The following is a 25,789-nucleotide window of genomic DNA, read 5'->3' as shown; positions in this document are numbered from 1 at the left end:
TATAGTAAATAAATTGATAATCAAATAAAAATCGGAAAATAGCTTGAGTTACGATAACGCTTGTAAATATTTAGCTGAACAGTACCCAGCAGATTTTGTGCGCTGGCTGCTGGGAGTAGACGCGCCACAAATTGAAATATTAAAAACTGAACTGACACTTGAGCCAATTCGTGCAGATTCAGTGACATTTCTACAAGCTGCTAACCAAATTCTGCATATTGAATTTCAAACATTAACAATATCTAATCCGCCGCTTAATTTCCGAATGCTCGATTATTCGGTGAGGTTAAAGCGTCAATACCGATGTCCTGTAACGCAGGTGGTTATCTTTTTACAAGAAACTACCAGCGAAGTAGCTTTCATTGAAGAATATCGAGACGACACAACAATTCACCAATATCAGGTTGTTCGTCTCTGGGAACAAGATTCAACAACATTTTTGGACAATCCTGCACTGTTACCTTTAGCAACATTAACCAGATCTGACTCACCGCAAGGACTGCTTGCCCAAGTTGCTGAACGAATCGCTACAATTCCAAATAGGGATCAGCGACAAAATATAGCTGGTTGTGTAGAGATTTTGGCAGGGTTGCGATTTGAAAAGGATTTAGTTCAGCAATTTTTACGGGAGGATATTATGAAAGAATCTGTAATTTATCAAGATATCGTTCAAAAAGAAGCATTGAAATTGATTAGCCGTATGCTTAAACGGCGGTTTGGTGATATAGATACATCATTATTTGAGCAAGTTCGGAATTTATCTGCTGAACAGTTAGAAGATTTGGGAGAAGAATTGCTCGATTTTTCTGTAGTTAATGATTTGGTAGCTTGGTTAGAACAGCAAAATTAGGATTAAGAAAAACGGTTTATTTTTAAATATGTGTCATGTTTTAGAAATTGATGCTGCAAGTAATTTTCCGCTTTTATCTTGAGCTTGTAATTTTTGAATAATATGCTCAATAATATTACCTAAATCTTTACGGCGACGGATAGAGCGATTTGGGTCAAGTTGACCGTGTTTCAATAATTCTCTAACCTTCTCCCCTAGCTCAGTTAAGTAAAGCCTTAGTTGTTCTTCACCATGTTCGCGTAAAATTTGCCGACATTCAGCAAGGATAACATCGCCATTTTCCAAAGTTTTACTAGGATTTGGCTGCTTTTGTTTTATTTCAGATGAATCTTTACTTTTATGAGCATTTAAACTATTAGCTAAACATTTTTCTACAGCCTTGGCAACTTGCGGATCGGATTCTACAAGTTCTGCAATAGCCCTTAATAAATTTGCAATTTGTGATGCTTCCATTATCTACCTGCTCTCTGAATAACTTCTTTAGCAAGTTTTACCATAGACTCATGAGATTGGTCATATTTCTGTTTATAAGTCAAATAATTACTAAAATCTATACTTTCTGCTATTTTTGCTCTTTCAGGAATTTTCGTGGGAAAAGTAGACGGATAAAAAGGATTGCCAACAATATAATTCAAATTTTCATTTTGTCCAATAGTGCCGTTATAACGTGAAATTAAAACTCCTATTGGTTTTAGGTTATGCTCATAATCGATATTGAACTTTTCAATCTGTGCAAGAACAAGGTCTAGAGCGTTAATTGACATTCTATTAGGCACACAAGGTATTATGCAAAAGTTGCTGAAATAAAACGCACTTTTAATAACTTTATTAATATTAGGTGGACAGTCTATTAAAATATAATCATATTTGCTTAATAAAGGATTTAAAAGCCGACGAAGTAAGGATATTGAGCTTGGAGGTAAATCTTCTTGAACTTCAAATAATCTTGGACTGCTAGGTATTAAATGTAGGCAATCAAATGAATTTTTATTCCTCACATTTGAAACATTATTTTTAACTATAAATTGATCGTTACCAATATCGTTTAAAAATTCTTGATAATTCTGAAACAAAAAAGGAACTGTTAAGCCTTTATTATCAAATTGCTTTTCCCATACATCCTCAGACATCAAAGCACTAGTTAAGTTACTCTGAGGATCAAGGTCAATAGTCAAAATACGCTTACCGTACATTGTATTGCCTGCTAAATATTCTGCTAATGCCATGACGATGGTAGTTTTGCCAACTCCGCCCTTGAGGTTGCAGATACTAATCACTTTAGCTGTCATAATTTATGATTGACTGAAACATTTTAGGGTCTACATTTATAGATTTCCCAGAAACTCAGCCAAAGTAACAGGTTTCAATATTCAGACATGAAAATTATCTCTGTGTCCTCTGCATCTTTACGGTTCATTAAAAAGTGGTTCTGTTGACATGCTTGAGCGCAAAAGTTGACATTTTGACGAAGTATCACAAGGATAATATTCCTTAATTTTTCGCTTTGTACAAAAACATTGAGAAAAAACTTTGCACCTTTGCGCCTTTGCGTGAGATTATTATCCCTGCTGCTACACAAAATTAATGAGTGAAATTCTCGAAAAAGAAGTTGCTAATACTTGGCATGGCAAACTTAATTTAGTCTATGCCGATCGCAAAAATGCCACCCAGCTAATTTACAACCACCAGCAAGCACCGCTAAAAGTACAGCGTCCGTTTTATCCAGAAGGCGAAAAAGTCTGTCATAGCGTCATTTTACATACGGCTGGGGGAGTTGTAGGAGGCGATCGCCTTTCTCTCAATTTTCACCTCCAACCCCACGCACAAGCTTTAATCACTACAGCCGCCGCAAGTAAAATCTACCGCAGCAATGGACTGCAAGCCAAACAAATTATCGATATCAAAGTAGATGCTGGGGCTTGTTTGGAGTGGTTACCCCAAGAAACAATTTTGTTTAACAGTGCGATTTATCGGCAAGATTTACGGGTAGAATTAGCAACCGAAGCCAGTTGGATAGGCTGGGAAATTACGCGATTAGGGCGCAGTGCTAGAGGAGAAAAGTTTTTGCAAGGAGAATGGCGATCGCATACGGAAATTTGGCAGCAAGGTGTACCTTTGTGGATAGATCGGCAATATTTACCCGGTAGCGAGGAAGTTTTTCACAGTCCCCACGGCTTGGCGGGACAACCAATTGTAGGTAGTCTAGTTTGGGTTGGTAATCCAGTTGACTCAGAAATTTTGGCAAAAGCCCGCAATTTATGGGATGGTGCAGGAGAGGTGGGGGTGTCGCGACTCCAACATGGACTTTTATGTAGATATCGCGGTGCTTCGTCATCTGAGGTGCGAAACTGGTTTACGTCTGTTTGGCAGATGCTACGGGTTAATTTTTTGAGTCGTGGTAGCTGCGTACCTAGAGTTTGGCAGGTTTGAACGAAGCGCAGAGGAGGAATAATGCAACTTACCCCACAGGAAAAAGATAAGTTGTTAATTTTTACTGCTGCTTTAGTGGCAGAAAGACGTAAAAATAGAGGATTGAAATTAAATTATCCTGAAGCAGTTGCTTATATTTCTGCTGCAATTTTAGAAGGTGCAAGAGATGGGCAAACTGTTGCAGAATTAATGAGTTATGGCACTACTTTATTAACGCGAGATGATGTGATGTCAGGTGTGCCGGAAATGGTGCATGAAGTTCAAGTAGAAGCAACTTTTCCTGATGGGACAAAGTTGGTGACTGTGCATGATCCGATTCGTTAATTTGTAAGGGAGTAAGGTATGATTCCAGGGGAAATTATTACGCCAGATGGGGAAATCGAATTAAATGCTGGGCGTGAAACTATTAAATTACTAGTAGGAAATACAGGCGATCGCCCTATACAAGTTGGTTCACATTTTCACTTTTTTGAAGTTAACTCTGCTTTAAGTTTTGATAGAGAACAAGCGCGAGGAATGCGTCTGGATATTCCCGCAGGTACAGCAGTTCGTTTTGAACCAGGGGATGAAAAGGAAATTACTCTTGTACCTCTGGTTGGGATGCGTCAGGTTTATGGATTTAATGGCAGAGTTAATGGAGAGCTTTAAAGGAAGAGGTTTTTAACGCAAAGGGGCGCAAAGGGAAACGCAAAGGTACGCGGAGTTAGAGAGTTAGAGTTTGTTGGCGACACGTTTGATGCCGTCTTTGAGGTGGAGAACGTTAAAGTTGAGAATGAGTCCGAGTTTGCAATTAGTGAGTTTGAGATAAGTTAAAAGTTGTACGGAGTGGATTGGGTGAATAGATTCTACTGATTTAATTTCAATAATTACTTTATTTTCTACTATTAAATCTAATCGATATACACAATCTAATTGCACTCTTTCATATTCCAGTGGTACGGGAACTTGTTTACCAACATTAAATCCTCTCTTCTTTAATTCGTAATGCAAACACTCCTCATAAGCTGACTCCAACAACCCCGGCCCCAATGCTGTATGCACTCGCATCCCACAACCAATTATCATCCCACTCAAATCATTCTCATCCATACTCCGCGTACCTTTGCGCTTACCTTCGCGTTACTTTGCGTTTAAACTCAATTCTACTCTCACTTACCAGGAATGTAATATGCCTTACAGAATGTCTCGCCGTGCCTACGCAGAAACCTATGGGCCCACAGTAGGCGATCGCGTCCGACTTGCGGATACAGAATTATTTATTGAAGTTGAACAAGATTTCACTACCTACGGCGACGAAGTGAAGTTTGGCGGTGGGAAAGTCATCCGCGATGGGATGGGACAATCGCCCATTTCTAACGCCGATGGTGCTGTAGATTTAGTAATTACAAATGCTTTAATTCTCGATTGGTGGGGTGTAGTTAAAGCCGATATTGGGATTAAAGACGGCAAAATATTTAAAATCGGTAAAGCCGGCAATCCTTATATTCAAAATAACGTCGATATTATTATCGGCCCGGGAACCGAAGCTTTAGCTGGGGAAGGGATGATTCTCACGGCTGGGGGTGTGGATTCCCACATCCATTTTATTTGTCCACAACAGATAGAAGTGGCGATCGCATCCGGAGTTACTACGATGATTGGCGGTGGTACAGGCCCCGCTACCGGGACAAACGCCACTACCTGCACCCCAGGCCCTTGGAATATGTACCGGATGTTGCAAGCGGCTGATGCGTTTCCTGTGAATTTAGGATTTTTGGGTAAAGGTAACGCCAGCCAACCCCAAGGACTTGTGGAACAAATACAAGCTGGTGCAATGGGGTTAAAGCTGCATGAAGACTGGGGAACCACTCCCGCAACTATTGACACTTGCCTCAGCGTCGCGGATGAGTATGATGTACAAGTGGCAATTCACACCGACACCCTCAACGAAGCCGGATTTGTCGAAGATACCATTGCAGCTTTCAAAAATCGTGCTATTCACACCTACCACACCGAAGGCGCAGGCGGTGGACACGCGCCAGATATTATCAAAGTTTGTGGCGAGGCGAATGTTCTCCCATCTTCCACCAACCCCACACGCCCTTACACCCTCAACACTTTAGACGAACACCTGGATATGTTGATGGTATGTCATCATCTCGATCCTGCGATCGCGGAAGATGTCGCCTTTGCTGAGTCTCGTATCCGTCGGGAAACCATCGCCGCCGAAGATATTTTGCACGACTTAGGCGCGTTTAGCATGATTTCCTCTGACTCCCAAGCGATGGGGCGGGTAGGTGAAGTAATAATTCGCACCTGGCAGACATCTCATAAAATGAAGGTGCAACGGGGAATCCTTAACCCGCAAGGAGATGAGCAAAGGGCAGACAATTTTCGAGCGAAAAGATATGTCGCCAAATACACCATCAACCCAGCCATAGCCCACGGAATCGCCCAGTATGTGGGGTCAGTGGAAGAGGGGAAACTTGCAGATTTATGTTTGTGGCGACCGGCATTTTTTGGCGTGAAGCCAGAAATAGTTATTAAAGGCGGAATGATTGCATGGGCGCAAATGGGCGACGCTAACGCCAGCATTCCCACACCGCAACCAGTGCATATGCGACCGATGTTTGGTAGCTTTGCGGGTGCGCGTCACGCTACATCATTAACTTTTGTTTCCCAAGCGGCGTTAGAAAGGGAGATTCCTAGCCAGTTGGGTTTGCGAAAATCGGCGGTTGCAGTTTCCGGGACACGCCAAATAACTAAGCGGGATTTAAAGCTAAATGATGCGCTACCTCATATTGAAGTAGATTCAGAAACCTATGAAGTCAGGGCTGATGGCGAATTGCTGATTTGTGAACCTGCGACAGTTTTACCAATGGCCCAAAGATACTTTTTGTTTTAGTCCATGACCGAGCAATCTACCGATTACGATAGTCCTTGGAAAGAAATCATAGAGCTATATTTTAAGAGCTTTTTGGAATTCTTTTTCACCCAAGCTTACGACGCGATCGACTGGACACGACCTTATGAATTTCTGGACACAGAACTACAACAGCTAGAACCTGATGCAGAAATTGGGCGGCGTTTCGTTGATAAAGTCGCGAAAGTTTGGCTACTGGATGGGGAAGAAGCTTGGGTATTAGTTCACGTAGAAGTCCAAGGACAATATGACAGCCAATTTGCCGAACGGATGTACACCTACAACTACCGCTTGTTTGACCGCCATAAACAGCGAGTTATTAGCTTGGCTGTATTAGCCGATGAACAAGCAAATTGGCGACCTTCCAGCTACGGCTATGAATTGGCGGGATGTCGGGTCAGCTTAGAGTTTCCCATAGCAAAGTTATTGGACTATGAACAAACTTGGGAAACCCTAGAGCAAACCACCAATCCCTTTGGGATAATAGTGATGGCACATCTCAAAACCAAAGCGACCCAACGCAACCCAGAAAGTCGGCTACAGTGGAAACTAAGCCTAGTTAGACAACTCTTTGAAAAGGGATATAGCCGAGAAGATATTCAAGAAATATTCCGGTTTATCGACTGGGTGATGGTTTTACCAAAAGAATTGACAAGTAGTTTCAAAACAGAAGTGAGAAATTACGAGGAGACAAATAGAATGCGATACGTAACTAGTATTGAAAGGTTAGCAAAAGAAGAAGGGATTATTGAGACTGCAAGAGAAAGCGTAATTGAAGTTCTAGAAACTCGCTTTGGAGAAGTGCCAAATACTATTGTGGAAGCTATCAATGCTATAGAAGAACCATCGGTATTAAAGACACTTCATAAAAGAGCGATCGCAATTCCTTCCACAACAGAATTTCAGCAACTTTTGGAAAGTATAGTCTCTGGTGAATAACTGTAAGTATAAAACAGTTTTTTACAAGATATCTCTCTTAAAGATGAGAGTAAAGTTGCCCTCATCGATTTTCTGTCTTGGAGTTACAATCAAATAGTAAAACCTTGTATTTGATATATAAAATCATGCAACCTTTTAAGAAAAAAATTGTAACTGATGAAGCCATGCGTCCGGTAGCTGTATTGATAGATTATCAGGACTGGCAGGAAATTGAAAAAATATTAGAAGCTCATCAATCACAACAAAAACAAGAGTTTAATTTAAACCAGTATGCGGGTGTAATTCAACTAACTCAAGACCCTTTGGAATATCAACAGCAAATTAGAGATGAGTGGTGTTGACTTGAGGAGAATAAATGCTTAGACACGAAGTGGCTTGCTACTAGGCATCAATCTGATGCATTAATAATACAAGCCGACGTATTGGCATAACAGACCGACGTATTAACATTACGAGTCGATGTATTAGCATAACAGACCGACGTATTAACATTACGAGCCGACGTATTAGCATAACAGACCGACGTATTAACATTACGAGCCGACGTATTAGCATAACAGACCGACGTATTAACAATACAAACCGATGTATTGGCATAACACAGCAATATATTGGCATAACACGCCGATCGCCTGTTTTGTGGTGAGAGTGCGATCGCTTTTCTTGAGAGCGTCAGCATTAGCACTTTTTAAAAGCTAAAATCAAAGTGCAGCATTCCATGTTCAATTTATGATGACTCCGAAATTGATGATTGAACCTTCATATTGGTTGGGAACAGGAATCAAACTAGAAAAAGTTAATAATCTTAATTTTTTTAAGTTTACCGATGAACTGCAAGCACGTTCAGATGATCTGCTAGAACGGAGCAAATCTGGATTAATCACAGCAGAAGAAAAAGCGGAATTAGATGGTATATCTGAGTTAGCGCAGATTTTTACCTACGCTAATTCTGTTTTAGCTGCTGAATCAAAATGGTTCCCCAATCCATCCGAGAAATCATCGCTGACAGAGCAAAATACCTCTGCGAATATTGCCACTCCCCAGAATTTGTAAATACTGACCGCTTCACTGTCGATCATCTCATTCCACAGTCTTTAGGTGGCTCGGATGAACTGGAAAATCTAGCTTTATGTTGCCGTCGTTGCAATGAACGTCGCTATAATTTTACATCAGGAATTGACCCGCAAACTCAAAAGTAAATACCTCTATTTAATCCTCGTACACAACAGTGGTCAGAACATTTTATCTGGACTGTAGAAGGGACAAAAATAATAGGAATAACCCCAACAGGTCGAGCAACCTGTAATCGACTTGATATGAACGATCAACGTCATGGTAACGGATTCATTCAAAAATCTCGTCGGCTTTGGGTGCAAGTAGGTTGGCATCCTCCCCAAAAAGATCCACGCCAAGAAAATGATAATTAATTTAATAGTAAAGTGGCGATCGCCTGTTTTTTAAAGAGAGCGATAGCAAAAGATAATGCAATCTCACGAGTACTAGTATAAGCTGAGGCTCTGGAGAAAATCAGGGCATAAGCTAAGACGAAATAAAATGCTCTCACTGCAAAAATCTTAACTTTAGCGGATACGCTAAACCTGTGTCTATGGTCTACTATCTAGGCTGGGAAAGCTGCAGCCTTGGTGTATTTGCTTAATAAAATTAATGTCTGTTGCTTACAATATATCAACTTGCTACTAATTTAGTTTTAAAACTTAACCAAACATGATTCAATTAGTGAGTAATTCTTTGCTGATAAAAAATTAGATAATCTAAAGTTATATAAAATTAAAAAATCAACAGGACTTACGCAACTGGCACAGTGATCCCCTGGCATAAGAGTCAAAAGTCAAGAGTCAAGGGTCAAAAATTTAGATTTTTTGGACTCTTGACATTTGACCTTGGACAAACCTAAACGAAAAAAATATGACACTTGCGTAAGTCCTAATCAATTTAAGCTTTTAGGTAAATAATATTTATTCAAGAGGAATGTAAATATAATTCATATAAATATAAATAAGATTACAAAAATTCAATTTACCTATACCTGGTCGCTACATGAACTCACAGAATTCTCGCTCTGACAAAATTTTGGTTGTAGATGATTCTCCAGATAATGTGTTTTTAATCAAAACAATTTTGGAGGAAGAAGGCTACACCGTTAGCACAGCAGAAAATGGTGCTTCAGCTTTAGCGCAACTAGAAGCTTCTCCCTGTGACTTGGTATTGTTGGATTTAATGATGCCAGGAATGGATGGTTACGAAGTTACTCGGCGGATTCGGGGGAATGCTGCCATGCAGCAATATATCCCCATACTGCTGATTACTGCTCACGATGCGCCAAATGTTGCTAAAGGATTAGATTTAGGTGCTGATGACTTTATCCGCAAGCCTGTAACAGTGGATGAATTGCTAGCACGGGTGCGATCGCTCTTACGGCTAAAACACAGTATCGATGAACGTGATGAAATCGCTCGCCAACGCGAAGATTTTGTTTCTCGCCTCACCCATGACTTACGCACCCCCCTAGTAGCAGCCGATCGCGTACTGCTGTTGTTTCAGGAAGGTGCTTTAGGAGCCTTATCTCCGCAAATGGAAGAAGTAATCACCATCATGGCGCGCAGCAACACCAATTTGCTTTCGATGGTTAATACTCTATTGGAAGTGTACCGCTTTGAAGCTGGGCGCAAAACCTTGGCGTTTTTACCAGTGAATATTCAGCAATTATTAGAGGAAGTGGTGGGAGAATTAACACCCTTAGCTCAAGCCAAAACACTAGCCCTAAATTTTGCTGTTGCTGAAGAGTTAACCACTAAAACAATCATGGGCGATCGCTTGGAATTACATCGTCTATTTACTAACCTCATCGGTAATGCCATTAAATTTACCGCTTCTGGCTCCGTAAATATTCGTCTTAGTTCAACAACTGAAACCAGTCAAAACTTTGATGTCGATGCTGCTGAAAATTCAACAATTAGTGGCTACCTAATTGTTGAGGTAGAAGACACAGGCCCCGGTATTTCTGCTGAAGATCAAGCCAGTTTATTTGAACGATTTCGCCAAGGAAGTCACAAGACTTCTGGTAGTGGATTAGGACTATATCTTTCGCGGCGAATTGTTGAGGCTCATCAAGGTAATATTCTAGTTAAATCTGAATTGGGTAAAGGTAGTTTATTCATGGTTATGCTACCTATAAAAAAGTAAGTTAAAGGTCAAGAGTCAAGAGTCAATTGTCAAAAGTTAAAAAATATGATTGGTGAATTATCAATAACTGCGGCTGATATTATTCGGAAACAGCGTGAGTTGTTTCAAACTGGTAAAACCAAAGATGTTGCTTTTCGGATTGCACAACTGAAAATTTTGAAGCAAGCAATTCTGGATAATGAATCAGCAATTGTGCAAGCATTAAAAGCTGATTTACATAAACCAGAATTTGAAACTTACGCTACAGAAATTTTCGTCCTTAAAGAAATTGATTATGCAATTAAAAATCTTAAAAATTGGGTAAAGCCGCAGAAAGCCGCAGTTCCTATTGAATTTTTACAATATTCAGCCAAGATTTATCCAGAGCCGTTAGGAGTTGTTTTAATTATCGGCCCTTGGAACTATCCATTTAACTTAATTACCTCACCCTTAGTAGGTGCGATCGCATCTGGTAATTGTACAATTCTCAAACCTTCAGAACTAGCACCTCATACCTCTAGCCTACTGGCTGAGATAATTGCTAAATACTTTGAGCCAGCATATATTGCATTGGTAGAAGGAGGTGTAGAAACTAGCCAAAATCTGCTAGCAGAAAAATTTGACCACATATTTTTTACTGGTGGTACAAGTGTAGGCAAAATAGTCATGGAAGCCGCTGCAAAACACCTCACACCAGTTACTTTAGAATTAGGTGGGAAAAGCCCTTGTATTGTAGATAATGAAATCAATCTAGAACAAACTGCAAGGCGAATTACTTGGGGTAAGTTTATTAATGCTGGACAAACTTGTATCGCTCCTGACTATATTTTAGTTGATAAAAAAATTAAAAATAATCTAATCGATGCTATCAAAAAATGTATCAAAGAATTTTATGGAGATAACCCTGCCAAGAGTCCAGATTTTGCCAGGATTATCTCTCAAAAACACTTTGATAGGTTAGCAAATCTCCTCAAAAATGGTGAAGTAATTATTGGTGGAGAAATCAATTCAGAAGAACTTTATATTGCTCCCACACTGCTGGATAACGTTTCTTTAGAAGATGCAGTGATGCAGGAAGAAATTTTTGGGCCGATTTTGCCCATCATTGAATATGGTGACATTAAAGACGCGATCGCCCTAATTAACTCTCGACCAAAACCCTTAGCTTTATACTTATTTACCCAAAATAAAAGCCTGCAAAAGCGCATTTTGCAGGAAACTTCATCTGGTGGAGTTTGTCTCAACGATACAGTTTTGCAATTTGGTGTTCCTTCTTTACCCTTTGGTGGTGTGAGTGATAGTGGTATTGGCAGCTATCACGGTAAAGCCAGTTTTGACACCTTCTCCCACCGTAAAAGCGTCTTGCAAAACTCCTTTTTATTGGATATAAATTGGCGTTACGCTCCCTATCAAGGAAAATTAGCTTTCCTCAAACGAATTCTTGGTTACTAAATAATTCACAAAATTCCTAATTTCTAGAGCGCGTTATTCGCAAACTCATATTCAATTACGAATTACGAATTACGAATTAGTAACTATAACGCTCTTCCGCCCAAGGTTCACCACGTTGGTGGTAACCATTACGCTCCCAAAAACCCAGTTCTTCACGACTGAGAAACTCTAAACCATTAATCCACTTAGCACTTTTCCAAGCATAAAGATGGGGAACAACTAACCGCAGAGGCCCACCATGTTCTGCTGGTAAAGGTTCACCAAACAAATTAAAAGCAAAGAAATTTTCTTCACGCAGAAAATCTGCCATTGAGATATTTGTAGTGTAGCCACCATAGCAATGTTCCATCACATGAACTGCTTGGGGATCTACCTCTATCAAACTCATAAAATCTGTAACTTTAATCCCAGTCCACTTAACATCGAGTTTAGACCAGCGAGTTACGCAGTGAAAATCTGCTGTGAATTCAGATTGAGGTAAAGCCATAAAATCTGCCCATGTAAAAGTGGCAGGTTTTGCCAAACCCCAAACTTTAAATTCCCATTCTTCCGTATTTATTTGCGGTGTTGCACCATAAGTTAAAACAGGGAACCCCTTAGCTAGATATTGGCCAGGAGGTACCCGTTCGTTCTCTTGTTGCTCTGGTTTCTGAAAAAATTTTCCTAACATATTCGTAGAAAAATGAATTTTTCAAGATAATTTAGTACTCTTGAGATGATTGTCTAAGGATTTGAGCATCTGCGCTACCCTCAAAAGGAGGCAAAATACTAATCGCGCTGAATACTAAAAATCCAGAAACTACAGATAACTTACTTTTTATAAATTCTTTAAGCATCAGTCATAGGCAATAGTTAATTGAGCTTATCCAATTAACTATAACTATGCATAATACCGAAAAGCAGCGAAAAAGCGCTCATTTAATAGCGCTGTTCGTGCTTTTCTTAACTAGGGAATTTATTCTTCTTCTGCTTCCTCTTCTTCAGCACTTGGATAAACAAATGTAGAGCGTCCAGTCAAAATAGACTTGCCCATTGAAAGAGCTTTTTGAGCCTCAACAGCAGCTTTATGTCTCCAGGTAGCGCGGCGTTTATCTCTCTTGGATTTAGATGTTTTCTTCTTAGGAACAGCCATGATAGCGGATATCGCAATTCTTGACAACCTTTTTATTCTAAGCCATCCACTGACACTGGCAACAAGAGGTTGTTAAAGAATTGGGCATGGGGCATTGGGCATTGGGCATGGGTAATCGGTAATAGGTAATAGGTAATTGGTAATTGGGGTTTGGTGTTGGGTGTTGGTAATTTCCCCTCATTTCCCTAGTCACCAGTCACCAGTCCCCAATCCCTAGTCCCCAGTCCCTTAATTACTAGCAGGGGGAGTTGTGGGATTTTCTGTAACAGGTGGAGGTGGAATTGTGGGATTTTCTGTAGCAGGTGGAGTTATGGGATTTTCTGTAGTAGCTGGCGGAGTTGCGAGATTTTGCAGAGCAGGTGGGGCTGCTAGATTTTGTTCAAAAAACAATAGCGATCGCGCTGTCTTAAAATAAGTTGCCCACCGTTGGGTATCGGGACGATTCCGCCATTGGGGACGACTCACATCTAAAGCTAAAACTGGGGCGATCGCTCCTTGGCTTTGTACGGATACCATTACGGAAACATCTGTTACTAAAATATCTTGATCGAAGCTTCTCTGGGCTGCTGCTCTCGCTGCCGCTTCTGCCCTTCTCAGTACAGTTTCGTAGGTTTCTTCCGGTAGCCGATCAATTGCTAGATCAACTCTAGCGGTGTAAGCTCTAACAATCTGCGGGGCGATCGCTTCACAGACAAACCACACAGGAACAGCAGTTAAGAGCAAAAATATTAACGGAACTATCCGGATTTTTGTGCCAATTTGGCTAATAACTGAAAAGGAAATGATCGATGATGGTTGATGAGCAACACTTCTACTCATGACCTGGTAACTCCTTACTGCATTATTTGTAATTTAAATTCAGTGAAAGTATTTTCCGAGTAAATTATGTAATAAAAATTACATACAATTTTGGGTTCGAGAGAAATCTCCTAAACTATAAGACATAGGTTAACTTTGTTTTTTAGGCAAAGCCAACCGCAATTTTAAGCAAACAACTATGACTAAAGAGGGGATGACAAATTACTGGGCGATCGCAATTGGAATTAATCAATATCATCTATTTCAACCTTTAGATTGCGCCAAAGCAGATGCTGAGGCACTCAAGGATTTATTGGTGACACAGGCAGGTTTCACGCCGCAAAACTGCCTGTTGATGACAGATACTTCACCACCGCTTAATAAAGATAAATCTACCTATCCGACGAGGGAAAATATCCTGCTGTTATTGGAGGATTTAGCCGCATCATCTTGGCAACCACAAGACCATCTGTGGTTATTCTTTAGCGGTTATGGCATCAACTACAAAGGTCAAGATTACTTAATGCCAGTGGAAGGGAACCCCGATCTCGTGCAGGAGACTGGTATAGAATTGCGATCGCTGATGCAAAGTCTGCAACTTACTAATTTAAATGTATTGCTACTACTGGATATTAACCGTGCTTTTGGTACTCAAGCCGATGCTCCCGTAGGGCAAGAAACCATAGAACTAGCTCAAGAACTACAACTGGCGACAATTCTGTCTTGCCAACCAGAGCAATTTTCCCATGAAAGCCGTGAACTAGGTCATGGCTTCTTTACCGCAGCGTTATTGGAAGCTTTGCGTTCTGGTCGTGGCACTAACTTGGCGGATTTGGAACGCTACTTGAGTTTGCTTACGCCACAATTATGTCAACATTACTGGCGACCTACGCAAAACCCGATCGCTGTGCTTCCATCTCAGCAGCAGGTTATCTTACCAGCACCGCAACCCCCTACTATCCCAACTAAAAGCGAAGTAAACTCCGTGATTTTTCCGGAAGAATCCTTCGTTGTCGCACGTGCAGCACCTGCTCTAGAAAATTCTCCCAAAACTTCAGCAAATTTAGAAAAAACGGGTATCAACCGACCAGTTCAAGGAGTGGAAACTACTGTCAGTCGTAGATCCAAACCCGGAAAATCTGCTCAGTTGACGGTAGGAAATGAGAACTTTCCCGCTCAACCAGTCTCAGGTTCAGCTAGTAAATTCACCTCTCAAGCGCTTCTTCACCCAGAGGAGAAGTTTAAACAACTACCGCCATCTTCCCCAGAAGAAAGTGGTAGGGAAAGGTTTATTCCTGATGCTTCCCCTGGTTACATTTCCCAAGCGCCTGTAACTCAGCCAAATACACCATTTTGGAAACAGTTGTTGTGGTGGCTTGGCGGTGGTTTGTTAATAGTTGGTTTAGTTGCAGTAGTTTTTCTCCGCAATCAATCAAAATTTGGCATTACCGAAGTATTTAGGACATCAACTAATACAGCTACTAATCAGCCACAAGACATCAATACTTTACCAAGTACTCGTCCTATCACAACTGCCGCTTCTCCAACTCCAGAGCCAAAACCATCAAATTCGCCACCAGTAGTTAATCCTGAGTCACAAACACGGAGTCAAGCAGTCTTAGATCTGGCGAAAATGTCCCTGAGAGAAACTCAGGCTAGCGATTTAAGTTTAGCGATCGCCACGGCGCGCAAAATTCAACCAGGTGAACCGCTTTACGAACAAGCTCAGGAAGATATTAAAATCTGGAGTCGCATGATTTTAGATTTGGCAGAAGGTCGCGCTCAACAAAAACAGTATGCCAGTGCCGTAGCTGCCGCACAATTAATTACTAAAGACGAATCTCTGTATCCTAAAGCACAAGCATTGATTAACCAATGGCGACTAGAAGCCAAGCAGTATGTCAGTAACAAAACTCTTTTAGATGCTGCTAATGCGTTAATTAAATCAGGACAAGCATCTACATATAATCGGGCAATCGAAGTTGCAAAAAAAGTCCCACCAGGACAGCCAGGCTTCGATGTTGCCCAAAAATCAATTAATAAATGGAGCGAAAAGATTTTGGACGTAGCGAAAAATCGTGCAGTCCAAGGTGAACTCAATGCAGCAATTGAAACCGCAGCCTTAGTGCCAGAAATGACATCTGCCTATGAAGATGCTCAAGAAGCCATCCAAAAATGGCAAGTTAGGCGGATAAAAAATTAGTCCAGAGTCAAAGAGATTTGGATTAACTCTAATACTTCTCGGTTAAGCGTTTTGAACTCGAAATTGGTTGTGGGAAAAGATTAAAAAAGTTTTTTCTTTCCCTTTTCCCATTCCCCTTTACCCCTTAACCTGAAAAAGACGAAAGGGTAAAGGTTGTATCCCCTTACCCTTTGTTCTTGACCAAGCAATAATGGCTAAAAATGGAGAAGCGATCGCTTACGTTTAATGTGAATTCAGTCTTAAAAGCCTTTAATTTCTTCGATAGCCACAAAACCATAATTTTGAGCTAGTCTAGAAACCCTTATTAACTAAGCGGCGCTTTTCATTCACATAAGGCGTAACTTAGAATTAACAGTACTGAGACACATCCTCTCCACATTCATCAGCTAGATAGCATAATGCCCGGAAACGTAAGCTCACAACTTCTTCATACAAAGGATTCAGCTTACACATTGGCGGAATGTGAAATAAGGTTTTGCCAAATAACTTGACATCACGCTCAAAAGGACATTGGGAAGGAATTATTTGACACAAGCGGTGCGCTAATTTGCGATCGCGTACTTGTATTTTGTCTACGGTTTGTCGTAAGGGCTGGAGAATATCAAATTTAGACTTAGCAGCAGCACTATGTAGCTGAGTTACATCGGTATTGTTGGCTTCTGCTGGATTTATTGATACCCAACTTGCGAGAAAAATTCTTTTCGTGGTATTATCAAATACCTTCATGGTTTACTCCTCTATTGACTTGAGGGTATTCACCTTAACGATGAACATATACATAGTGGCTACGACCCTTCCCGGAAAATTCTTATTCTGACTTTGATGCAATCTGATGTTATCCGTAGCCACTGAGTCAGAACCCATTTATCACTACGTCAAGTTAAACGCAATTTCCCTGGAACCGGAAGTGTAATAATCCGATCTTGTTCATAACTTGACACAGTTTAAATTCTAATGAAGACATCTATCTTCAGGTAGGTTTTTGTGTAATCTTTACAAATATTATTATAGAATATTTTCGGCCGTATTTTTAGCTAGTCAAAATATTAGCAGCTCAATTATATACATATAGACTCACATACCTTGTATAAGGTTCCGTTAAGGAAAGGTGTATTTTGGGCATTAGGTAATGGGTAATTGGAATTGGGTGTTTAGGGTTTGGTATTGGGTGTTTGGTAATTGGTAATTGGGGTTTGGTGTTTGTTATTTCTCCCCCATCTCCCTCATCTTCCTCATCCCCCTCATCCTCCTTAACTGCTGTATTGTTATATGACATGACTGCTCATATGTAAAGCGAGTGACTGTCTTGCAATTTGCAATCTATGGCGTATTAGGACTGACTTACCTGGGGTTAGCATTGGGCTACATTCCTGGTTTGCGGATGAACCGTGCCACTATCGCCCTAGTGGGATCGGCGTTTTTAATTGCCTTGGGTGCTGTCAATTTACAAGAAGCTTGGCAGGCAATTGATGCTAACACCATCGTATTTTTACTGAGCATGATGGTAGTTAATGCCAGCCTTACCTATGCAGGATTTTTTGGGCGATCGCTCTCATTGCTATTGAGTATAACCCGCAGTCCTCTGGGATTATTAATTGCTTTAACTTTTGGTAGTGGTATTCTCTCCGCCGTATTTCTTAACGACACAATAGCGCTAATTTTTACACCACTAACCTTGAGCCTAACTCAAGCATTGAGTTTAAATCCTATACCTTATTTATTAGCGATCGCAGGTGCAACTAATATAGGTTCTGTTTGCACTCTCAGCGGTAACCCCCAAAATATTTTAATTGGTTCCTTTTCCGGGATTCCCTACCTAGATTTTCTGCGCGCACTTGCTCCCGTAGCTTTAATTGGTTTAGCAATTCAGGTAGGATTGCTATGGCTACTTTATCCTGATGTCCGTTCCACCCAACCATGTCAAGAGTTAAGTAGTAACAATAAAAATCGTATTTTTAAACCCTTATTTAATAAAACTTTAGTCATCACTACAGGGTTACTTATTGCTTTTGCGATGGGTTTACCTTTAGCCGAATCTGCTTTAGTTGCTGCTAGTTTATTGTTGATTACGCGGCGAATTAAACCACAGCGCATTTTGCAAAAAGTAGATTGGAATTTACTAGTGATGTTTTCAGGATTATTTATTCTGACGCGCGTCACACAAAAGTTAAATTTATTGCAGCCATTTACTCATGCAGTCAACACTTCTGCCAGTTTTTTGACTGTAACTGTTATCTTATCTAATCTGATTTCCAATGTTCCGGCAGTACTTTTATTGCATCCTCTAATTCCCAAAGATGATACCCACTATTGGCTATTACTAGCAGCCGGCTCTACATTAGCAGGTAATCTTACTTTATTTGGTTCAGTTGCTAACTTAATAGTTGTTGAAGCGGCTACAAACTTAGGCTACAAACTGACATTTATCGAGCATTTACGCTTTGGCGTACCACTTACTTTTTTTACCCTAATTCTAGTTTACCTATGGATTTAGAAGCCTGTAAAAACTAAGCAAACTAAAGTGATCTATTAAATTAACCAACCACGTTGCAGCCCTTGTTCTACACTACCCGCCCAGTCTGTAGTTAAGTGTTTCCTTACCGTATCAAACAGATGCCACACGACATTAGGATCAATTGAATTTTTAACGTAGCTATCAAGGTATCTATATTCTCTATCAGTATTTTTTTGTTTACGTAAAACATAAATTTGATCAACCTTATATTTTCGCAAATTTACTGCATCAGAAAGCTTGAGCCACTCCATTACTACAATATATAATCCGTTGGGATTTCGGGCTTTTACTTCTTCTGCTGCTCTAGATGAGCCTTCTAGCATTGTTTTATCAAGATATGTTTTACATTCTATTGCAATTACAGGAATATCAAAAAAATGCTCTTCTGAATTACCAGCAGTCAAAGTTTTACTGAATGCTGATAAGCTTTCAGTAGGTACTACAAGCGGGCCTTCAATTGGCTTTTCTATATTTTGATCTAATTCTCTTAAAATGTCCGCAGCCTTTGCTACTGCATCATCGACAACTTCAGTCTGTTCTTCAAGATTTAAATCATAATTTTGTATATTTGATAAGCCTGATTTACTCGTCTGTAAAGAAGCTAAAACTGTGACTCCTATAACAAAATCATGATCCTTTTTCTCAATCCTTGCGTAAGGTGTTTCCAACATTTTGGTGTAATTGGGCGCTGCAAAGAAAATATCCTTGAAAGTATGAGATTTTCCCATCAATGCACGCTCTCCAAAATCACTCACTAAATCCTTAAACAAATAGTATAAAAACTCCTCTAAGGCACTTGAGTGTAAGTTTGATCTAGAGTCAAATTTTTCAGCATAATGCTGTTGATCAATAAAGTTCTTATATTCCTCAAAAAATGCTACGCGTTTTTGTATTGTTTCTATATCAGTTTCTGCTTTAATTACACCGGGCCCAACTAAATCGATATTTTGTTTGTGCCAATTATCATATTTAGACCGAATTTCAGCTAAATATTCTTTACTTACAGAATCTTTGTATTTTGATCTATGATTTTCTTTTGTACTTAAATTCGCGCCATGTACTAGCATATTTTTTTAGTCTAATTAAGAATGTTTTCAGCAATAGATTTTGCTAATAGTGGCGGTACTGCATTACCAATCTGATTATATTGGCAGAGATGTTTTTCCTCTACTCTACCTTCTCTCTGAAGTAGCTTATGACTAACTACAGTCGGTTTACCTTTAAATACAAACCAATCAGGAAATGATTGAATTCTTGCGCCTTCTCTAGCAGTAAAGTTCCTATTTTTATAGGGATGTACAAAATTTGCATAGAATGATGCAGGAATAGTATGGCAGAGTTTATATGGGTGTAATCTTCTACTGTTTTGATCGTAGACTGTTTCAGATATAATTCCATTACTATTTCTTTTATATGGCTTTAAATGTTCAGGAATATCAGCTAGTGATTCTCCCCAAGACATTAATTCAAAACGTTCTATAGTCCGCTTAGAATGTTTCATTGCTACGTGGTTGTAAACTTTTTGCGAACCTATTCGCATTTGACACTGGTACTCATTAGTAGGTTCTCTATCATATTTCATTTCCTCTTGACCTTCTCTGGCATTGATATCAGGTAGATCAGAAATAGCATCCCATAATGAAGCGCATGGTTTCAGATGGGAATCAAATATTTGTAGCTGTTCCCCATCTTGAAAATAATGAGTAGGGGCTGGAAAGGGTCTTTCAAGTTTATCACGAGAGGCAATCACAAATAGCCTTCGCCTTATTTGTGGTATTCCATATTTAAAAGCTTCTAAGATATCAATATATACATAATATCCAATCTGTTCTAGTTCTGATTTTATAATGTTAATAACAGATTCACCTAGAATTGTCTTAGCTTTTATAAGTCCTGGTACATTTTCCATAATTAATAAGTCTGGTTGGAATAATTTTCCAATTCTTAAAAATTCTTGGAAAAGAGAGTTTCTAGGGTCTTTTGGATCACCTGCATTTTTCCTACATATTGAGTATCCCTGGCATGGGGGGCCACCTAAAATAACATCAGGTAAATTATCTTTAAACTCATCTAACAAGTATTCATCTGAAAAATTTTGTATATCTCCAATAAGTACTTTTGCTTCTTTGTGATTATACGCAAACGTTTCCGCCGCCCATTTATCTTCTTCTATAGCTCCTATAATTATATTTCCTGCCAGCTTAAACCCCAGACTAAATCCACCAGCGCCTGCAAATATATCAAGTACTTTTAGCAATTAAATACCTCCTTAAACCAATATTTTTATTCAATTAAATCTTGTTTGTTTAAGATATTTTACTAATAAGACTGTTTAACTATATTACACATGATGAATCGGAATAAAGGCTTTTTCACGTATTAGGAAAAATAGTTGAGTTGTAACTACATATAAAAAAACTAAGGGTGGAAGGCAAAGCCACTCCAACCCTTAACAAGTAAGAAAACCTTACCTTTAGTTCTGAATTTTAATTCTAAATACCTTACGATGCTACCTGAGCTGCAGTTCTAGTCCGCCGTCTTCTCCCATCAGCGACTTTTACAGGTGGCTCATCAGGAATCTGCATCAACAATGTCACAGTTGGTTGACATTGCAGTTCCCGACGGATGGAACGTTGCAACTCTCTTTCCAAAGTTCCTTGCAATCCACCCCAATCGACTTCAGGTTGCTCGCCTTCACCAGGTTGGGCAAATTCTGACCAGCGAACGCTTAATATTTCTTCAATGCGCTGTTGTACCCATTTTTGCAACAGCGATCGCTCTATACTTGTAACTACGCCCCGTAGGTGAATTTCTGGTTTAGCTAACAATTTACCACTCCAATCAATGGCAGCAGCGATGGTAACAATACCTTCGGAAGCCATGCGTTGGCGTTCTTGCAAGACTTTAGCGCTAACCATTCCAGAACTAGTAGTATCCACCAGTTCAATTCCTGAGGGTACTTTTCCAGCCACACCAATCGAGTCTTCTGTCAACTCCACGATGTCGCCATTCTGGATAATAATCATGTTTTCGGCGGGAATGCCCATACTTTGAGCTGTTTGGGCGTGCTTCACCAACATTCGATGTTCGCCGTGGAAGGGTACGAAAAACTTCGGTTTAGTTAAAGCAATCATCAGTTTTTGGTCTTCTTGACAACCGTGACCAGAAACGTGAATTCCCTTATCTCGACCATAGACTACATTTGCTCCTTGGAGCATTAATTTATCTATAGTATTGACAACTGCGATCGTGTTTCCTGGAATCGGGTTAGCGGAGAAAACTACCGTATCACCTTCGCGAATTTTAATGTGGGGATGTTCTTTATTGGCAATGCGGGTCATCGCTGCCATTGTCTCACCCTGCGAGCCAGTAGTCAGAATTAATACTTTATCATCTGGTAGACCGCGAACAGAGTGCAACGGTTGCAGCAGATTATCTGGACATTTGATGTAACCTAAATTACGTGCGTGGGCAATTAAATTGAGCATCGAACGCCCAACCACTGTGACTGTGCGGTTGTGCTTCTGTGCTAGATCCAAAATCATGTTGATGCGATGGACGCTAGAAGCAAAAGTTGTGACAAACAGTCGCCCTGTAGCTTGTGAAAATACGCGGTCAAGATTGGGATATACAGAACGTTCCGAAGGTGTAAATCCTGGCACTTCTGAGTTAGTAGAATCGCTTAACAAACACAGTACGCCTTTTTCGCCATGTTCTGCTAACCGTTGTAAGTCAAACCTTTCACCATCCACAGGGGTATGGTCAATTTTAAAGTCTCCTGTATGGATGACTATGCCTATAGGTGTATGCAGGGCAACTGTAAAGCTATCAGCAATGGAGTGGGTATTGCGAATGTACTCTACAAAGAAAGATTTCCCAATTCTCACAACATCCCTGGGTAAAACTGATCTTAATTCTGTGCGATCGCGTACTCCCGCTTCTTCTAATTTACCCTCCAGCATAGCCATTGCTAATCTCGGTCCATAAATCACAGGTATTTCAAACTGTTTGAGGTGAAATGCAATCCCACCAATATGGTCTTCATGACCGTGGGTCACAATCATGCCTTTAATTTTATGGCGATTTTCCCGGAGATAAGTCATATCTGGCAGGACAATATTTACACCATGCATTGCCTCTGTGGGGAAGGCTAAACCTGCATCTAAAAGGACAATTTCATCGTCATATTCAAAAACACAGGTATTTTTACCAATTTCATGTAAACCGCCCAAAGGAATAATTTTTAGGGCGGAATCAGCTTCGTTTTTAGCCATTTGCTCCTTAGATTGTTGTTTGTGGTTAATTTAAGTTAAAAAATTTAGTCTTGTATCAAAGACAACATTGTTAGCTGTCTTATAAAGTCATCTGAAAGCAGCTGAGTAAACGTCAGAATTTTCTATTGTTTGTTCAATAAAAATGGATTTTACGCTGAAGGATTAATAGTATAGCGATTCAGTCGTAGCACAGGTTTTGTTCAGTGCTACCTGATAAAAGATATGTATTATTCCCAGATTATATGTAATTTTAGATACTAACAATTTGCCATTCCTGAACAAATTGTTACTTAGAGTAAACTAAGTTCTTTCAGAACCACCTCTAACTTATGACTTACTTCTGGTTCAGCTTCAGATAACGGCGGACGAGTTGAACCTACCTCCCAACCTAGAAGTTTTAATGCTTTTTTAACTGGAATAGGATTTGTCGTTAAAAATAGAGCTTTAAACAGCGGAAAAAGTTGAAGATGAATCTCGGTGGCAATTTGAATTTTACCTAAATCAAAAGCTTGGATCATCTGCTGTAGTTGGTTGCCTACCAGATGAGAAGCAACGCTGACCACACCCTTTGCTCCGATCGCTAACAAAGGTAGAGTTAAAGAATCATCACCAGCGTAAATCTGAAATTCTTTTGGTGTCAAGCGGCGAATCTCACTCGCCTGGTCTAAATTTCCACTAGCTTCTTTGATACCAACAATATTATCAATCTCCGCTAACCGGGTAACTGTTTCGGCACTCAGATTTTGACCAGTACGACCAGGAATGTTGTATAACAACATAGGTAGGTCGGGACAGGCTTGCGCTACCGCCTGAAAGTGCTGGTACAGACCTGCTTGCGGCGGCTTATTGTAATAAGGAACTACTTGTAAAGACCCATGTACTCCTATTTTAGCTGCCTTTTGGGTGGCGGCGATCGCTTCTTTTGTGGAATTAGAACCACACCCTGCTATCACCTTGGCTTTTCCAGCTACAGCCTGCAACACCTCAACAAACAAATGGTATTCCTCTTCCCAACTAAGGGTAGGGGATTCCCCGGTTGTACCACACACCACCAATGTATCTGTACCGTTGTTAGCTAGATGTGCCGCTAGTTCTGCCGCTACATCATAGTTGACACTGCCGTCTGCTTTAAACGGCGTAATCATAGCGGTTAAAACTCTGCCAAAATCTCCCACCCTCTTTTCACTCCTGATTACCCTTTTTTGTTTTTTATAGCTTGGTGGTTTTTTGTTTTAATAGCCTATCTGCAAATCGCTTGCAAGTGCCATTTGTTAGTTATATTTTCTGGACAACTAATGACTAATGGCTAATGGTTTTAGTAGATTTTTTTCTACTAATAACTCCGCAATTTGTACTGCATTTAAAGCTGCTCCTTTACGGATTTGGTCACCACATAACCATAGTTCCAAGCCGCAAGGATGTGAAATGTCTTGACGAATTCTGCCTACTAAAACTTCATCTCGACCAGTGGCTTCAATGGGCATGGGAAAATGATTTGCCTGCCAATCTTCAATCAATTTTACTCCAGGGGAGCGACTGATGATTTCCCTAGCTTCCTCTGGACTAAAAGGCACCTCGAATTCTATATTAACTGCTTCCGAGTGGGCACGCAGTACGGGAACCCGCACACAAGTGGCGGTAATCCTGATTTGTTGTGTGCCAAAAATTTTGCGAGTTTCATTGACCATTTTCATTTCTTCCTCGCAGTATCCATGCTCGTTTAAGGGGGAATTGTGCGGAAATAAATTAAATGCCAAGGGATAAGGTAATACTTCGGCAACTGCTGGTTGCCCTGATAAAATTGCGCTGGATTGGGTTTGCACTTCTGCCATTGCTTTGGCACCTGCACCACTAGCAGATTGGTAAGTAGCAACAACCAACCGTTTTATTGGTCTTACCTGATGTAGGGGCCATAATGCTACCGATAGCAAGATGGTTGTGCAGTTAGGATTAGCAATAATTCCTTGATGATGAGCCGCAGCTTGGGGATTTACCTCTGGTACTACCAAAGGCACTTCTTCTTTCATACGAAAGGCACTGGAGTTATCAATTACTACTGCACCTTTTTCTACTGCTTTACCTGCCCAAGTTTTAGATGTCGAACCACCTGCACTGGCCAGTACTATATCTATACCATCAAAGGCGCGATCGCTAACTGCCTCTATTGGTAAATTTTCCCCTTTAAAGGACAGCGTCCGCCCCACACTTCTTTCGGAAGCCAATAACTTTAAATTAGCTAACGGAAAATTCCGACTTGCTAGTAATTCCAACAACTCTGTGCCGACAGCACCAGTTGCGCCCAAAATAGCTACATTATAGGATTTAGACAACCTAACTTCCTCCTTTAAGAGGTTATATAAGAGTTTATGCAACCGATACAAAACTTATGCAGTATTTAAATGACAGCCGTCTGCCTTAACATTTAAATAAAATTTTCTTTACTGGGAAATTTATGCTTTTGTTTTACTTTATTACATTATTAAGTTTTTTTCTTTTGCATCAATTAATTAATATTCTTGTTTCCTTTGGTTTGATGACATTCATATTTCGTTACTTTCATTTAAAGAATATATTATACAACTAATTTATCAGCAGCGAAAGAATTAAAATATCTGCACTCAGCCATAGTTGAAGTTTAATAGTTTTCCAGTTCAGTCAATAATTTTGCTTATTTATCTGGGCTGCACAGAATTATAGATGTACTATGATCCAAGTGAAAGAAAACCACGAACCACTACAAACTGAGCTATGCGGCAATGCAGTCAGTCCTAATCCATCCCACCTGGAAATCAAATTCTACTTGAAAACCAGGATATCACGGTGTTAGCCCCCTGAATCATAAATCCACTTCCTTGCCTAGATCCAGAGTGCGAAACCCCTAATTTTAGGGCATTGAGTAAGTGTTTGATGATGCAACACAGATGGCGACAGAGCTAGAACCCTCATTGTCATCACATTTAGATGTACAAAGAGTAAACTTATTGCGCTAAAGTGTTCAGGATTTTGCCATTAGCAGTAAACTGGATCTCTGCTGCCAGGCACTTATCCATTTTTGGATTCTCATGATGCCTTGTGGGCATTTGCCATTCCAGCTAAGAGACATCCACCTAC

General features: G+C 40.1%; 28 protein-coding genes. 13 read left to right on the top strand and 15 right to left on the bottom strand.

Translation table 11 applies throughout. The features are described 5' to 3' along the window. The first annotated feature begins 43 nt into the window (after positions 1-43). Positions 44-850 carry a DUF4351 domain-containing protein gene (locus tag HGR01_RS28065; protein WP_045872372.1) on the top strand — a complete coding sequence of 269 codons (807 nt, stop codon included), beginning with the start codon at positions 44-46 and terminating at the stop codon, positions 848-850. Positions 851-883: 33 nt separating this feature from the next. Here HGR01_RS28065 and HGR01_RS28060 read toward each other — a convergent pair whose 3' ends face one another. Together HGR01_RS28060 and HGR01_RS28055 are read right to left on the bottom strand one after the other, a co-directional pair. Next, a complete protein-coding gene (locus HGR01_RS28060; protein ID WP_045872373.1) occupies positions 884-1,303 on the bottom strand; it encodes a hypothetical protein in 420 nt (139 codons plus the stop codon). Further along, positions 1,303-2,139, bottom strand: coding sequence for a ParA family protein (locus tag HGR01_RS28055; RefSeq protein WP_045872374.1), 837 nt, complete (start codon positions 2,137-2,139; stop codon positions 1,303-1,305). The genes HGR01_RS28060 and HGR01_RS28055 overlap by 1 nt, the downstream gene beginning before the upstream one ends. 295 nt (positions 2,140-2,434) lie before the next feature. On the opposite strand from HGR01_RS28055, the gene HGR01_RS28050 reads away from it, so the two are divergent. From HGR01_RS28050 to HGR01_RS28040, 3 genes are read left to right on the top strand one after another with little or no spacing between them, the layout of a single operon-like run. Then, positions 2,435-3,280, top strand: a complete 846-nt coding sequence (locus tag HGR01_RS28050; RefSeq protein ID WP_045872375.1) for an urease accessory protein UreD — start codon at positions 2,435-2,437, stop codon at positions 3,278-3,280. Between the two features lie 21 nt (positions 3,281-3,301). Continuing rightward, a complete protein-coding gene (gene ureA, locus HGR01_RS28045) occupies positions 3,302-3,604 on the top strand; it encodes an urease subunit gamma (RefSeq protein WP_045872376.1) in 303 nt (100 codons plus the stop codon). A gap of 18 nt (positions 3,605-3,622) precedes the next feature. Beyond that, entirely contained in the window at positions 3,623-3,928 is a 306-nt protein-coding gene (locus tag HGR01_RS28040; RefSeq protein ID WP_045872377.1) for an urease subunit beta, read from the top strand. A 63-nt stretch (positions 3,929-3,991) separates the two neighbouring features. Here HGR01_RS28040 and HGR01_RS28035 read toward each other — a convergent pair whose 3' ends face one another. After that, positions 3,992-4,369 carry a GxxExxY protein gene (locus tag HGR01_RS28035; RefSeq protein ID WP_045872378.1) on the bottom strand — a complete coding sequence of 126 codons (378 nt, stop codon included), beginning with the start codon at positions 4,367-4,369 and terminating at the stop codon, positions 3,992-3,994. Positions 4,370-4,448: 79 nt separating this feature from the next. Between HGR01_RS28035 and ureC the strand changes: the two genes are divergently transcribed. The 5 genes from ureC (at position 4,449) to HGR01_RS41840 (ending at position 8,320) form a co-directional block, all read left to right on the top strand. Further along, positions 4,449-6,164 (top strand): urease subunit alpha, encoded by a 1,716-nt coding sequence (ureC, locus tag HGR01_RS28030; RefSeq protein ID WP_045872379.1) that lies wholly within the window; start codon positions 4,449-4,451, stop codon positions 6,162-6,164. Between the two features lie 3 nt (positions 6,165-6,167). Continuing rightward, positions 6,168-7,121 (top strand): hypothetical protein, encoded by a 954-nt coding sequence (locus tag HGR01_RS28025; RefSeq protein ID WP_045872380.1) that lies wholly within the window; start codon positions 6,168-6,170, stop codon positions 7,119-7,121. A gap of 125 nt (positions 7,122-7,246) precedes the next feature. After that, positions 7,247-7,462, top strand: a complete 216-nt coding sequence (locus tag HGR01_RS28020) for a hypothetical protein (RefSeq protein WP_045872381.1) — start codon at positions 7,247-7,249, stop codon at positions 7,460-7,462. A 388-nt stretch (positions 7,463-7,850) separates the two neighbouring features. Then, positions 7,851-8,174, top strand: coding sequence for a hypothetical protein (locus HGR01_RS28015; protein WP_309227638.1), 324 nt, complete (start codon positions 7,851-7,853; stop codon positions 8,172-8,174). Then, positions 8,093-8,320 carry an HNH endonuclease signature motif containing protein gene (locus HGR01_RS41840; protein ID WP_309227639.1) on the top strand — a complete coding sequence of 76 codons (228 nt, stop codon included), beginning with the start codon at positions 8,093-8,095 and terminating at the stop codon, positions 8,318-8,320. The genes HGR01_RS28015 and HGR01_RS41840 overlap by 82 nt, the downstream gene beginning before the upstream one ends. Before the next feature lie 224 nt (positions 8,321-8,544). Here HGR01_RS41840 and HGR01_RS28005 read toward each other — a convergent pair whose 3' ends face one another. After that, positions 8,545-8,685, bottom strand: a complete 141-nt coding sequence (locus HGR01_RS28005; protein ID WP_155539449.1) for a hypothetical protein — start codon at positions 8,683-8,685, stop codon at positions 8,545-8,547. Positions 8,686-9,179: 494 nt separating this feature from the next. Here HGR01_RS28005 and HGR01_RS28000 point away from each other — a divergent pair, with 494 nt between their 5' ends. Together HGR01_RS28000 and HGR01_RS27995 are read left to right on the top strand one after the other, a co-directional pair. Beyond that, complete coding sequence (locus tag HGR01_RS28000) at positions 9,180-10,325, top strand: hybrid sensor histidine kinase/response regulator (protein WP_045872383.1); 1,146 nt, start codon at positions 9,180-9,182, stop codon at positions 10,323-10,325. A gap of 45 nt (positions 10,326-10,370) precedes the next feature. Next, positions 10,371-11,756: an aldehyde dehydrogenase gene (locus HGR01_RS27995; protein WP_045872384.1), complete on the top strand. Its 1,386-nt coding sequence runs from the start codon at positions 10,371-10,373 to the stop codon at positions 11,754-11,756. Between the two features lie 76 nt (positions 11,757-11,832). Here HGR01_RS27995 and HGR01_RS27990 read toward each other — a convergent pair whose 3' ends face one another. From HGR01_RS27990 to HGR01_RS27975, 4 genes are all read right to left on the bottom strand, one after another. Then, positions 11,833-12,426, bottom strand: a complete 594-nt coding sequence (locus HGR01_RS27990) for a sulfite oxidase-like oxidoreductase (RefSeq protein WP_045872385.1) — start codon at positions 12,424-12,426, stop codon at positions 11,833-11,835. 285 nt (positions 12,427-12,711) lie between these two features. Beyond that, the gene (gene rpmF, locus HGR01_RS27985; protein WP_045872386.1) at positions 12,712-12,888 is read right to left on the bottom strand and encodes a 50S ribosomal protein L32; all 177 of its coding nucleotides are present in this window, start codon (positions 12,886-12,888) and stop codon (positions 12,712-12,714) included. A gap of 37 nt (positions 12,889-12,925) precedes the next feature. Beyond that, positions 12,926-13,069 carry a hypothetical protein gene (locus HGR01_RS27980; protein WP_155539451.1) on the bottom strand — a complete coding sequence of 48 codons (144 nt, stop codon included), beginning with the start codon at positions 13,067-13,069 and terminating at the stop codon, positions 12,926-12,928. A gap of 47 nt (positions 13,070-13,116) precedes the next feature. Continuing rightward, complete coding sequence (locus tag HGR01_RS27975; protein WP_045872387.1) at positions 13,117-13,707, bottom strand: hypothetical protein; 591 nt, start codon at positions 13,705-13,707, stop codon at positions 13,117-13,119. Positions 13,708-13,900: 193 nt separating this feature from the next. Between HGR01_RS27975 and HGR01_RS27970 the strand changes: the two genes are divergently transcribed. Next, complete coding sequence (locus tag HGR01_RS27970) at positions 13,901-15,889, top strand: caspase family protein (protein WP_045872453.1); 1,989 nt, start codon at positions 13,901-13,903, stop codon at positions 15,887-15,889. A 348-nt stretch (positions 15,890-16,237) separates the two neighbouring features. On the opposite strand, the gene HGR01_RS27965 is transcribed toward HGR01_RS27970, so the two are convergent. Next, positions 16,238-16,615, bottom strand: coding sequence for a Mo-dependent nitrogenase C-terminal domain-containing protein (locus HGR01_RS27965; protein WP_045872388.1), 378 nt, complete (start codon positions 16,613-16,615; stop codon positions 16,238-16,240). 328 nt (positions 16,616-16,943) lie between these two features. After that, the gene (locus tag HGR01_RS27960) at positions 16,944-17,165 is read right to left on the bottom strand and encodes a hypothetical protein (RefSeq protein WP_045872389.1); all 222 of its coding nucleotides are present in this window, start codon (positions 17,163-17,165) and stop codon (positions 16,944-16,946) included. A 21-nt stretch (positions 17,166-17,186) separates the two neighbouring features. Here HGR01_RS27960 and HGR01_RS27955 point away from each other — a divergent pair, with 21 nt between their 5' ends. Further along, a complete protein-coding gene (locus HGR01_RS27955) occupies positions 17,187-18,383 on the top strand; it encodes an anion transporter (RefSeq protein ID WP_045872390.1) in 1,197 nt (398 codons plus the stop codon). 35 nt (positions 18,384-18,418) lie between these two features. Here HGR01_RS27955 and HGR01_RS27950 read toward each other — a convergent pair whose 3' ends face one another. The 5 genes from HGR01_RS27950 to HGR01_RS27930 all read right to left on the bottom strand — a co-directional run bounded on the left by HGR01_RS27950 (position 18,419) and on the right by HGR01_RS27930 (position 25,008). Continuing rightward, complete coding sequence (locus HGR01_RS27950; protein ID WP_045872391.1) at positions 18,419-19,471, bottom strand: Bpu10I family restriction endonuclease; 1,053 nt, start codon at positions 19,469-19,471, stop codon at positions 18,419-18,421. 11 nt (positions 19,472-19,482) lie between these two features. After that, positions 19,483-20,661: a DNA cytosine methyltransferase gene (locus tag HGR01_RS27945; RefSeq protein ID WP_045872392.1), complete on the bottom strand. Its 1,179-nt coding sequence runs from the start codon at positions 20,659-20,661 to the stop codon at positions 19,483-19,485. A gap of 244 nt (positions 20,662-20,905) precedes the next feature. Beyond that, positions 20,906-22,678, bottom strand: coding sequence for a ribonuclease J (locus HGR01_RS27940; RefSeq protein ID WP_045872393.1), 1,773 nt, complete (start codon positions 22,676-22,678; stop codon positions 20,906-20,908). 290 nt (positions 22,679-22,968) lie between these two features. Next, positions 22,969-23,853, bottom strand: a complete 885-nt coding sequence (gene dapA / locus HGR01_RS27935) for a 4-hydroxy-tetrahydrodipicolinate synthase (protein ID WP_045872394.1) — start codon at positions 23,851-23,853, stop codon at positions 22,969-22,971. 117 nt (positions 23,854-23,970) lie between these two features. Next, positions 23,971-25,008, bottom strand: coding sequence for an aspartate-semialdehyde dehydrogenase (locus tag HGR01_RS27930; protein ID WP_045872395.1), 1,038 nt, complete (start codon positions 25,006-25,008; stop codon positions 23,971-23,973). Between the last annotated feature and the right edge of the window lie 781 nt (positions 25,009-25,789).

It is taken from the genome of Tolypothrix sp. PCC 7712, assembly GCF_025860405.1.
GTDB lineage: Bacteria > Cyanobacteriota > Cyanobacteriia > Cyanobacteriales > Nostocaceae > Aulosira > Aulosira diplosiphon.
This window is presented reverse-complemented; position numbering and strand designations above follow the sequence as displayed.